This is a genomic window from Spirulina subsalsa PCC 9445, from assembly GCF_000314005.1.
GTDB lineage: Bacteria > Cyanobacteriota > Cyanobacteriia > Cyanobacteriales > Spirulinaceae > Spirulina_A > Spirulina_A subsalsa.
In genome coordinates this window covers 3,337,256-3,349,632 of record NZ_JH980292.1, presented here as the reverse complement: position 1 = coordinate 3,349,632, position 12,377 = coordinate 3,337,256, and the positions used below count along the sequence as shown (strand labels likewise).

8 protein-coding genes are annotated in these 12,377 nt (G+C 50.3%); all 8 read right to left on the bottom strand.

The genetic code is table 11. The features are described from left to right. Positions 1-222: 222 nt before the first annotated feature. The 8 genes from SPI9445_RS0115185 to SPI9445_RS25780 all read right to left on the bottom strand — a co-directional run bounded on the left by SPI9445_RS0115185 (position 223) and on the right by SPI9445_RS25780 (position 12,349). Positions 223-1,407, bottom strand: a complete 1,185-nt coding sequence (locus SPI9445_RS0115185) for a protein kinase domain-containing protein (protein WP_017305623.1) — start codon at positions 1,405-1,407, stop codon at positions 223-225. An 80-nt stretch (positions 1,408-1,487) separates the two neighbouring features. Next, positions 1,488-2,114, bottom strand: a complete 627-nt coding sequence (locus SPI9445_RS0115180; RefSeq protein ID WP_017305622.1) for a hypothetical protein — start codon at positions 2,112-2,114, stop codon at positions 1,488-1,490. A 67-nt stretch (positions 2,115-2,181) separates the two neighbouring features. After that, positions 2,182-3,246, bottom strand: a complete 1,065-nt coding sequence (locus SPI9445_RS0115175; RefSeq protein ID WP_017305621.1) for a protein-glutamate methylesterase/protein-glutamine glutaminase — start codon at positions 3,244-3,246, stop codon at positions 2,182-2,184. Continuing rightward, complete coding sequence (locus SPI9445_RS0115170; RefSeq protein ID WP_017305620.1) at positions 3,246-4,166, bottom strand: CheR family methyltransferase; 921 nt, start codon at positions 4,164-4,166, stop codon at positions 3,246-3,248. Before SPI9445_RS0115170 ends, SPI9445_RS0115175 begins: the two co-directional genes overlap by 1 nt. A 182-nt stretch (positions 4,167-4,348) precedes the next feature. After that, a complete protein-coding gene (locus SPI9445_RS0115165; RefSeq protein ID WP_017305619.1) occupies positions 4,349-7,123 on the bottom strand; it encodes a HEAT repeat domain-containing protein in 2,775 nt (924 codons plus the stop codon). 250 nt (positions 7,124-7,373) lie between these two features. Beyond that, a complete protein-coding gene (locus SPI9445_RS0115160) occupies positions 7,374-9,446 on the bottom strand; it encodes a methyl-accepting chemotaxis protein (protein ID WP_017305618.1) in 2,073 nt (690 codons plus the stop codon). Positions 9,447-9,496: 50 nt separating this feature from the next. Further along, positions 9,497-9,961, bottom strand: coding sequence for a chemotaxis protein CheW (locus SPI9445_RS0115155; RefSeq protein WP_017305617.1), 465 nt, complete (start codon positions 9,959-9,961; stop codon positions 9,497-9,499). A 111-nt stretch (positions 9,962-10,072) separates the two neighbouring features. Continuing rightward, positions 10,073-12,349: a chemotaxis protein CheA gene (locus SPI9445_RS25780; protein WP_100227159.1), complete on the bottom strand. Its 2,277-nt coding sequence runs from the start codon at positions 12,347-12,349 to the stop codon at positions 10,073-10,075. Positions 12,350-12,377 lie beyond the last annotated feature (28 nt).

The following is a 12,377-nucleotide window of genomic DNA, read 5'->3' as shown; positions in this document are numbered from 1 at the left end:
GGTGGGTTTGAGATCTAGGCTGTGACTAGGTTCTGATTTGCTCAGGACTTAGTTGATAGAAGAGATCAGAGCCGTGAATCATGGGATGATTCTCCTTCGACTCCCTAGCCATTCATCCAAATTGTCAATCGAACTTCTGGAAATGTGCAATCTTGATTATCACTAATCTGGATGATGAACATGACGAGATAGAGTTTTTGACTAGAGTTTGTTTTCACAAGCTCACAAACAAGTCCGAAGAGCCTTTGCAACATCTTGAGCCGTCTGATAACGGTTCTTTAGCTGAGGTTCGGCGATTTTATGGACGACTTCGCACAGTTGCGGGGTAAGGGTTGGCAAATGGCTAACCTCTAGACGGTATTCGTGGCCCTGATGTTGATAAAAGTGCAAAGGGGATTGACCTGTGAGGAGGAAAATCAAGGTCGGGGCGATCGCGAATAAATCAGACTGGGGGCAAGGTTGCCCCCGGTCTTGCTCTGGGGCGCTATACCCTTCTGCACCGATACGAGTACCGAGGGGGGTTCCAATTTCCTTGACCGCGCCAAAATCCAGCAGGACAATGCGTTGATCCCGTTGACGGAGCATTAAGTTGGCGGGTTTGACATCACGATGGATGAGGGGAGGGTTGAGGCCGTGCAGATATTGCAAAATTTCACAGGTTTGAATCATCCAAGAAATAGCCACGGCGGGGGGGATCACCCCTTTTTGATAGATGCGTTGCTCTAAATTGTCCCCGTGAACCAGTTCCATGGCTAAATATTTTTTATTCCGCTCCAAGAAAAAATCATAGTAACGGGGGATGCCCTCATGGTTGAGGGATTGTAACACCCGCGCCTCTCGTTCAAAGAGTTCCTGGGCCTTGGCATTCTGCGCCATGTCCGCGTTCATTTCTTTGAGAACCAACAGGATGGGTTTTCCGGTAATCGTGCCTTGTTTATCCCAAGCGAGGTAAGTGGTTCCCATGCCCCCTTGACCCAGAACCCGTAACACCTGATACTGGCGGATGAATTCCTCTTGGTCTACCCGAGGTTCGCCGCAGTGGATACAAAAGAGGGTGTTTGGGGGATTATTGCCGTGGGTACATTGGAGTTGGGGGGGCATTTGTAGGGCAATATGAAAACGGGGGCCGCCTTTGGCCAATTGAACGATTACATTATGGGCAAGGGCGACTTGAGAGACAGGCATCCCATTGAGAAAAGTCCCATTGGCCCCGTGATTGATTAAAACCCAACAATCCGGGGACTGACGACGCAATTCGAGATGGTAGCGCGACACTTCCACCGGGTCAGTTAGGACGACATCATTATCTGGAGCTCGACCAATACGAATCCGGGCTTGATCTCTAAACTGCCATTGCTGGACAGTTTGATTGCTATAACCTGCCAAAAGACTGAGGGTAATAATCATCACTTCGACTTTGCTCAGTGACCGTTGTGAACTACCCGACCCTGCCGTTGGCGAGGAAGGGGAATTCCGCAACATTTTTGTTAAGGTGAAGGGAGACAAAAAGATGCCTCAATCCCCCGAATTAAACTAGAAAGGGAGGCAACACCAGACACCAACATCATATAACTGTCCACGGCTGTATCACAAAGGCGAAAGGTGGTTTTGACCAGTAATACATAACGGACTTCATGACGACTCAGAACCAAATGATTGAGAATCCCCTGCATCGAATTCATCTCAAAGGAGGGTACCCCAAAGGTGATGGGCTGACCGAGCAGTTGATCTAACATCCGTAAATAGGCGGTTAATAGAATATTGCCCACCTCCGTTAAAACCTCACAGGCGGAGAGATTTAACTGATCGAGGGGGTAGATCATGCCATGAGACTGGAGGAGATTGGTTAACTGAACCGCAGCATGATAATCCAAGGAGAGTAAAGCGTCCCCATTAATTCCCCCCTCAAAACTATGACGAATCACCGCCACCTCATCCAGTAAGTTTTTTGTAAACTCCGTATGGAGAAAACTCAGGGGGTATAATGCGACTTCTGCCACCTCTAAGACAACCGGAGAACCAATTAAGTGGGAGAGTGAAGCCGCCGTCCGACGGGATAACGCAATTTTAATAAAACGGGTTAAAACATCCTGTTGTTTATCGGTCAGTAGCATAGTCAGAATCCCTTAAATGACGTTTGCGTAGAGTTGCGCAGCAATGGAGAATGTAAACGGTAAGCGATTAAACCCCTGACGTTGCTAGATGAATCAAGGTACTGGGGAGATACTGGAGGGAAATTCGGCGATCGCTTAATCCCGCCTCGACCACCGAACGAGGCATCCCATAGACCACACAACTGGATTCATCTTCGGTGTAGACTAGCCCCCCGTGGGACTTAATCCAAGCAGAGCCTTGTTTCCCATCGGACCCCATCCCCGTCATCACCACTCCCAATAAATGGGAACCATAGACCTCCGCCGCCGATTGAAAGAGAACATCCACACTAGGACGATGGAGCATATCAAAGGGGCGGGCTTCCAAATGAGCCAACACCTGACCGTTGGGCTGCCGAACAAAGGTTAAATGGCGACCCGCCGGGGCAATCATCACCCGTCCGGGGCGCACCTCATCCCCCTCGGCCGCTTCGATGACTTCTAAAGCGGAAAGACCATTGAGGCGTTCGGCGTACATTTTGGTGTAGCCAATGGGCATATGAAGCACAACGGCGATGGGGAGAGGGAAATCGGCCGGGAGTTGGGGGATGGCATAGGCCAAGGCTTGGGGGCCTCCGGTGGAAATACCAATCACAATCATTTCTAAAGCTTGGGATGAGACAGGAGAAGGAGTCATGGGTTTTTCCACCAAGACTAGAGGACTGGGGGCTTGAACCGGAAGACGATTGAGGGGAACATGGGCGGCGGCCTTTACCTTGTCAATTAACTCGTCGCTAATGTCATACATTTTATCGGTGGCTAAAGCGGTGGGTTTTTGGACAAAATCCACGGCCCCCGCATCTAAGGCCGCCAGCACTCGTTCCCCCCCCTCATCGGCAATACTCACCACCACCACTGGAATAGGATGTTTAGCCATTTGGTGTTTTAAAAACTCCACCCCTTCCATTTCTGGCATGATTAAATCGAGGGTGACAACATCTGGGTTGAGCTTTTCAATTTGTTCTAGGGCATCTTTCCCATCGTGGGCTGTCCCCACTACTTCTATAAAGGGACTGCGGGAGAGCATTTGGCGAACCACTTTCCGCACATAGGCGGAATCATCCACAATTAAGACCCGAATAACTTTACTCACTAGATACTCCTTGCTTGCTCTTTAGATTTGAGATAAATAAATGCACCCCCAATTTCTTTTAACTGAAATGGAGTTTTGAGTTTTAAGAGAGACTCTGATGTACTGATGGATAGATAACCCGGGGAAGGCATAAAGTCATAAAAATGATTGACGGTGTTTTCAATGGCTTGTTCAGAAAAATAGATAAAGACATTGCGACAAAAGATAAAGTTAGCCCGAGCTAAGGAGCTAAACTCCCAAACGTTCATTAAGTTTGCCACAGACCACTTGATTCTTTTGTGGATCAATTCATCAATTTTCCAAGCTTTTTGGTCTTTCCTTATGGGATCGACAATTTCCACAAAATACTTAGATTTTAGGAGAGGAGAAAGAACGCGAAATGATCGTTCTCGATAAATGCCTTCACGGGCAGTCCGAATCGCCTTGGATGAAGCATCGCTGGCAAAAATTTGAATATTACATTTTTGAAACCAACCTGCTTCATTTAAAGCCATCGCGATGGTCAGAGGTTCTTCTCCTGTGGAACAAGCCGCACTCCAAATGCGAAAGGTATCTTGGCTATTCAAGGCAAACCATTTTGGTAAAATGATCTGAACTAGGGTTTGAATGGGATCAATCTCTCGCCAAAAAAAGGTTTCTGGAACCGCTAAAGCATTCATCAAATGACCCCATTCTTCATAGGCACTAGGGTCATATTTGAGGAAATAATAGTAATCTAGGAAGGAAGTTAGACCACATTCTTGTAAGCGAGGAGTTAGTTTATCCCCCAACATTTCTCGTTTGTTTAACTCATAATAAAGACCTGATTTTTCATGGATTAAATCTCGCAAAATAGTAAAAGTACTTTCATTCAATTCAACGGGTTCTTTCCAACTTGTTAAACGAAGTTTATTGATATCTTGCCATTTATCATGAGTCATCCGTCGGTCCTACTGTAATGAGTAATCGTCAGGTACAAGGGTAATCAGAGGAAGCGTGACCTTCTTTAGCTGGGGGACGCTTCAGCATTGTCTATCGCCAAACGGTAAGACGGGATAGTAGAGGATAAAAGAAATCTACTCCACGCTGGCGCGCTGTGATCTTCGATTCAGCGTCAGGTCGTTCACGAAAAGTGTAAGAGTCGTTGTGCCGCACGACGGACAGCCGGGGAGGGGTCGGTTCGGGTCAGCATGGCTAATTGTTCGATACAGGAACGATTCCCTAGGGCAATGAGGGCGCTGACGGCGGCTAAACGCACGCCGGATTCCCGATCGTGGAGGGCGGCGATGAGAAATTCTGAGGCATAGGGATGTTTGAGCCGTTTGAGGATTTCGACCACGGCACACCGGATAGTGGTGTGAACATGATTGAGCCCCTTAGCGATCGCCTCAATATATTCGAGTTTGGCCGTGTTGGGGTGGTTGCCCCGTTGGGCGAGGGCGTTGATACAGGCTTCTCGATTGCTGGGGTCGAGGGTGAGTTCTAGGAGGGCGGCGATCGCATCAGGGGTGGCCATGCGGGAGAGGGAGTCAATGGCGGCATGAACGACCTTGGTTTCAGGATCCGCCGCTACCATCCATTGTAAAGCGAGGCCTGCATCAGTATCCCCCCGTTCCCGGAAGGCTTGGATGGCATCGAGTCGCCGTTCTGGATTGGGGGAATTTAACCCAGTCATCAGGGCGGAAACCGCGTTGGGGTGGTCAATTTGACCCAACGCTAAGAGGGCAGCCCGAGCAATATCGGGATCGCTGTTCTCATCTTCACTGAGTTGGATTAAGAGGGGGATCATTTCCTCATGACCCAGTTGCCCCAAGGTTTTAGCGGCGGCAGCCCGCACGGGATTGGCTGGATCTTCCTCAATCAGGGTTTTAATCCGGGGGAGCAGTTGGTCAATCATCGTCTCCGTGGCTGGGGTGTTGCCCATTTCTCCCAGCCAACGGCCGAGAGAACGCACCGCTTGATAGCGGACCCAGGGTTCTGAATCTTCTAAGGCTTGGCGTAAATGCTCGAACAGTTCCGGGGTGAGCGCTGAGGGGGTTAAAGTCCCCAACTCGCCCAAAGCGTGGGCGGCCACTGCCCGGACTCCGGGGGTTTCTTGAGTGAGCGATCGCACTAAAACCCCAAACACTCGGTCATCTTCCAAATAGGGCAAATGTTCAATCACCGCCCGCCGCACTCGCTCTTCCGGGTCTTCTAAACAATCAAACAGGGGATCAATACATTCGCGAAAGGCAAAATAGCCCGCGATTTTAACAGCCGATTCTCGCACCCAAGGATTCTCATCTTTGAGCATGGGCAGGATACGCTGAGACATCGCCGGATGACCCAAGGAATTGAGGGCAGCGATCGCCGCCAAACGCACAGCCGATTCTGGATGTCCCATTAAACTTAACAGAGAGTCAAACGCCTTTTGATCCCCAATTTGGGCTAAGGCCGCCGCCGTGACCATCACCAGTTCTGGATCTTCACTCAGCAGTTGAGTCAACGCCTCAACTGCCCGAGGGCTGCCAATGCGTCCCAAAGCATCGGCCGCTAATTTGCGAGTTTCCAAATCCGGAGAATCCAACTGTTGAATTAATAAATCTGTCACCCTCGCCCGAGAACGAGTATTCCGCCCATAGCGGATCATGGCCGATTGGACTAATTCTCGCACCGCAGAAGACTCTAACAGGCCGGCTAAAGCCCGTTCTATCTTTTCACCTTCCAAAGACCCTAACAGAACCACTAAAGCCGTCAGTTGCTCATCAGAGGCTTCTGGGAGAACCGCTAAAATATTATCAACGCCTTCCTCCTGAATCCCTTGACAGGCTAAATCAGCGATAACATCCCCTTCACCGTAAATCTTTTGATAGCGTTGGGAAATTTTGGCGATCGCCCCCGCAATACTTAACACCTGGGTATTAGGCAGATTCAACTGTTCTGCCATTGCCACCACCACATCCGCATCCCCCAACTGCCCCAACACCTCCGTCACCTGATCCACCAGTAACTCATCCTCCAACAGAGGCAACAAACGACTGGCCACCGTACTATCCCCAATCCGCATCAAGGCTTCCAGTGCCGGAAATGCCAAGAAAAAATCCCCTCCTCGGGCAATTTCGCACAACTCATCAATCGTCTCCGTGGCTTGGAGATGACCCAAGGCTTCAATCACATGATACCGAACATTTGTATCCTGATCCTTTAACGCCTCCCGCAACGCGGGGATTGCTCGTCCATCGTGGCGTTCACCCAAAGCCAAGGCCGCATAAATGCGCAGATCCACATCCGGATCCTGTAAACAGTCAATCAGGGCGGGAATGGGATCTACATGACTCAAAACCAGCACCTGCAACACACTATTTAACACATTGGGATTGCGGTGTTCTCGGCGTAGGAGAGTTAATAACTCTTGGGTAATTTGGGGTTGAGAAGACTTCGCCCAATGATTGACAATTTGCGATCGCACTTGAGGATGATTTTGATCCAACAGCGATAAAGCCTCTTCGATAGAATCCGGGATTTTTTGAGGTTCCGCCAACTTTTGGGCTAACACCCGTTCCTCAATCAACCGTTCCGTCACATCCTCTAGGGTGACAATCGTCCCAATCACCTCATCGCGATCGCGTAACGGAGCAATCGTCACCCGTTGCTGCATCTTATCAAAATAGGGAGAAGATCGTTCAGGAGGACAAGGAATCAGATAGTGATGCAAAGCCGGGGCCAACGTTTCAATCACCCCCTCCCTCAGCACCCGTTGAAACCGCTCCAACAGCCCCCGAGACGCTAAATCCGGAATCAAATCCATTAAAGGCTTGCCATACACTTGTTCCCCTTTCAATCCCGTCATAGCAACCAGCGTTGCATCCCAAGATCGAATGAGTAAATGAGCATCCGTAGTGAAAATACTAATAGTCATAGTGGATTGTGGACAGAGGATAGTGGATAGTAAGTCGATGCCAGTAGCTAGCGTTTGTTGAATAAGGGAACGGGGGAGAGTCGGGAGTCGGGAGTCGGGAGTCGGGAGTCGGGAATCGGGAATCGGGAGTCGGGAATCGGGAATAGTTAATAATTATCAACTCCCCCTCTCCCCTGCTCCCCTGCTCCCCTGCTCCCCTGCTCCCCTGCTCCCCCTCTCCCCCTCTCCCCCTATTCCCTATTCCCCCAACTTATTGATTTCCCACATTACGAATCATGGATAACTGCTGATTTACCAACGTCTTAGACTCTTGTAAACCTTGACTTCCCCGAGAAGAAAACAATTGTACATCACGCACCAACTGCTGAACTCGACTCGCCACCGCCGAATGTTCCAAATTGCTCGCCGAAATCAAGCGAATTTGTTTAACAATATTTTGACTTGACAACATCATGTCCTGAATAGCGCGGTTTTGTTCCCTCATCGCCTTCGCCACCTGTTCCGACTGCACCCGCATACTATCCGTCGCCTTATTCAGTTGTAGCGCGCTCGTCGTCTGTTCCTGCATCGATTGCGTCACCGTATTAATTAACCGCACCAAGCGTTCCGCCTCCTGAGAAATTTGATCCCCCGCCACAGACTGTTCCTGCAAGGCTCGGGAAGTCGTCCCAATACCCCGACGCATCATCTCAATGGCCTGCATAATTTGGGTCGCCCCCTTCGCCTGCTCATTAGCCGCCTTGCGCACTTGTCCCGCCAAATTATTTGTATTTTGCGCCGCCTTAATCACATCTCGCGCCGCCCGGGACTGTTCCCGCATCGCCTGATTCACCTGTTGGCTAATCTGACGCATTTGTTGGGTCGATTGAACAATCCGTTCCGACGCCTTCGCCTGTTCAATCGTTGCCCTGCTTACTTCTTTCGCTTGGGCGACAGTAGCATTAATCGCCGTCACCACCGTTTGCCCGGCCACTAACTGCTCTTCCGAAGCACTAGAAATTTGACCCACCAACTTCGTCGTTTCTTCCACCCCATCCAGGATTTTTTTCAACCCCTGCGCCCCATCTTCTGCCAAACGCCCACTATCTTCAGCAACTCGCACCCCCTCGCTAGATGTATTCACCGCCTCCTGCACCACATTTTGTAACCCCTTAATAATCATCCCAATATCAGAAGTCGCTTGAGCCGCCCGGTCTGCCAGATTGCGAATTTCCTCCGCCACCACCGCAAAGCCCCGCCCTGCCTCTCCAGCCCGGGCCGCTTCAATGGAAGCATTGAGAGACAATAAATTCGTCCGTTCAGCGATTAAATTAATCGTGTCCACAATGGAACTAATTTCCGTCGTCCGCTTCCCCATATCCCGAATCACATCAGCCGACTGCACCATGGACTGGCGCACTCGTCCTAAACCTTGAATCGCCTTTTCAACCGTTGCGCCTCCCACTTCCGCATCCCGCGCCATGCGTTGGGTCAGTTCATCAGCCTTTTGGGTTAAGGTAGACACCGAGCGAATGGAACGGTCCAGTTGTTCGGCACTGGTAGCCGCATTGGTTGCCGCTTCGGTGATTCTTTCGCTATTTTGGGCTACCCCTTGGATAGACTGCGCCATTTCTTCAATGGAACTGGCTACATCTTCCACCGTCGCGGTTAAATTCTCGGTACTGGCGGAAACCTGTTCAATCGAGGCCGCCATTTCATTAATCGAGGAGGTCGTTTCTTCCGAGGCCGCCGTCATATCATCGGCATTTTGCGCCACCCCTTGGATAGAACTATTCATTTCTTCCACCGAGGCCGCCGTTTGATTCACCGCCGAGGCGAGGTTTTCCGTGTCGTTGCTGACGCTTTTAATCGAGGCCGCGATTTCGGTCATAGAAGCCGTCACCTGTTGGGCTGAGGCTGCCATGTCTTGGGAGGTTTCGGCGACGTTTTTGGTGTTGGTACTGCTTTCTGTGATCGAGGTGCTGACCTGTCGGATAGCGGTAGCCAGTTCTGTGCTACTGCCTGTTACTTGTTCCACGGAGGCCGCAATTTCGTTGATGGAGGACACCATCTGCTCGGTGGAATCAGCCACGGATTGGGCTTGATTGGCTGTGTCTTTTAAGGAGGTAGCAATTTCAACAATACTGGTTGTTGCTTCTTCAAGGGTTTGGGTTTGTTTGTGGTTATCTTGGTCAAGTTGGGTGAGTACGCTACTCAAGTCTTGTACCCCTTGAGTCATTTGGGCGGCTGTCGCGGCCATCAGGGGGTTTAGGTCTGGGGAGGAGGCTAATCCTTTGCCGTTGTTGGGTTTGGGGGCTTTGGCAGCCTGGCGATTTTTAGCCATGAGAAAAAACTCCTTGATTAATTAAATAGGCTGTAGGGAAAGGACAGGATTTAAGACAAAACCGAGAGGCTAGAATCTGGCATTTGAAAGACTTCCTCGACTTTCAGAATGAGAATAATTCGTTTTTCAAGGGTGGCAATTCCGGCTAGGTAGCGCCCACTTAACCCAGAAATTTCCTCGTTGGGAGGTTGAATGGCATTCTCGGGAATCACGATAAATTCTCGGGCGGTGTCTACAATTAATCCGATGGTGCGGTTTTGACTTTGGGTGACGATTAACCGGGTGCGTAGGTTGTAGGGAATTTTTTCAAAGCCAAAGCGGGCGCGGAGGTTAATCACGGGAATCACTTGTCCTCGGGAAAATACCACTCCTTCGACAAAGTGGGGTGCATTGGGAACGGGGGTAATTCTATCCACCATTTCCATTTGCTGTACGGATTGGGACGAAATTCCATATAAGGTGTCGGCCAGTTCAAAGATGATAAAGGCTTCGTTTGGGTTGGATGAGTTGGACATAATTGGTTGTGAATAAGGTGTCGGGAGTTGGGAATGGGGAATAGGGAATGGGGAATAGGGAATCGGGAGTCGGGAGTCGGGAGTCGGGGAAGAGGTAATAGGGAATAATTATCAATTCTCCCCTGCCCCCCTGCTCCCCTGCCCCCCTGCTCCCCTGCTCCCCTGCTCCCCCTCTCCCCCTCCCCCCCTGCTCCCTTGACTGATGGATTTACGGGCGGCTGCCATGCGCACGAGGGCCCCCACGTCTAAGATGAGGACGACGCGCCCATCTCCCAATTCCGTGGCTCCGGCGACTCCTAGGACGCGCACTAGGGGGTCTGTGAGGGCTTGGACGACGATTTCCCGCAGCCCAATAATGCGCTCTACGACTAAACCAACGGTGTTTAGGCTACTGCCTGCTACGACGATTTTTAAGCGGGTGTCTGGATGGATGGGGTCTAAACTTGGGGTGAGATGGAATAAGTGGTTTAAATGAACGAGGGGTAAGACTTGACCGCGATAGGGAATAATTTCGTTGTTTTCAAAGTGGATGACTTGACTGGGGGAGACTTCAATCACTTCGCGGACGGAGGATTGAGGAATGGCGAAAGTATCGGTTCCTACATTGGTAATTAAAGCATCTGCGATCGCCAAAGTAAGCGGCAATTGAATCCGAAAACAAGTCCCCTGACCCACTTCCGTCGTCAAATCAAGCAGCCCCCCTAACTCCCGCACAGTGTTCTTCACAATAGCCATCCCCACACCCCGACCACTGGCCAAATCGGCCTGTTCTTTAGTCGAAAAGCCGGGGGCGCATAAAATCTCTAACAAACTCATGCCATCATAATGGTCTTCTCCGACTCCAGAAGAGATTAACTGACGCTCTCTCGCCTGCTCTATGACCTTTTTCCCGTCCACCCCTCGCCCATCATCCTCAATTTCAATCATCACCATTTCCCCCGAGGTTTGAGCGCGCAGGTGAATCTGACCCACAGGGCTTTTCTGGGCGGCTAACCGTTGCTCTTGGCTTTCAATGCCATGACTTACAGCATTGCGGACAAGATGCAGCATCGGGTCCATCATCCGTTCCACCACAAACTTATCAATCTCGGTTTCCTGTCCACTAATTTTTAACACCACCTCCTTATCACTTTCCCGCACTAAATCCCTCACCACAAACTGCATCCGAGCGAATATCTCCCCAATCGGCACCAGTCGCACCCGCATCACCCCTTCCCGCAAGTCCCGCATCTGTCGTTCTAAGGTTAAGTTTAGTTCCTGTAAGGGTCGCAGTTGAGCGTCGGGTAAGATGCTTTTCAGTTGATGAATATAATCATCTAATCTCGCCCGACTAATGACTAAATCCCCCACCATTCGCATCAGAGCATCCAGTTTGGGCAACTCTACTCGCACAACAGTAGAGGGTTGAGAAATCAGGGGTGCAGCCTTGGTCATGGGTTCTGTTCGCGCAGCGTTGCCCAACAAGGGCAAGGCCGGGGGGGCATCCACCCCGGATAAAAGGGGCGCAGGAGTGGTTTCGTCGTCATCAGAGCCGGGTGTTGACTCTTGGGTTGGTTTGGTGTCCCCGCTTTCTGGGACTGTTGCCACTGGCTTCACTGCCGCTTCTACAGGTTTCAGGGGTTCATTCGGAGGGGTTGTTTCTGGGGTTTCATAGGGAGTCCAAGTAACTCCCTCTTGGGACCAAGGGGAAAAAAGGCTCTCTTCGGCTGTTGTTCCCACGACAAAATCAAAAACAATCTGATGGTCAGGATTAAGACGAGGTGCCGCATGAATGACTTGCCCAATACTTTCCAAACGACTGCGAATCACATTGACATTAATGCCTGCTTGGGCCCGTTGGGAGTTGGGAGAAAACACAAAATGCCAGACTTTTTGACCTTCTTCCTGAACCCCTTTCAGGTGGTCTTGAGCGGTGCTGGGCAGTGCGAGATGAATGGGGGTAATAATCCCTTGCGTTTTTTGGCTTGGTTTAGTTTCTGTGGGCAGTAAGACCTTCAGTTTTTCGACAATGGGTTCAATATCGGGCAAAGGAGCGTTTTGGTGCTGACAATTAATGACTTGCTCTAGGGTTTTTGTTCCTTCCATTAAGGCATCAAAACCGGATGCAGATAGGGCAGGATGTTCTTCTCGCAACAGACGTAAATAGCTTTCCATCTGATGGGCTAGTGCTTCAGCTTCTTTAATCCCCACCATGCCGGATAACCCTTTTAAGGTGTGAAAACTCCGAAATAGGGCTTGTAATACTTCCAGTTCTACATGGGGTTGGTCGAGGAACGATTCTAAGACCAAAAGGTTCTGACGAATGGCCGCGAGATGTTCCTCACATTCGGCGAAATAATCCTCTAGAAATTCTGTAAAAAAGCTATTGTCTTCTGAAGTCTTAGACACCACTATTTTAACTCCCTGCACGAGTACG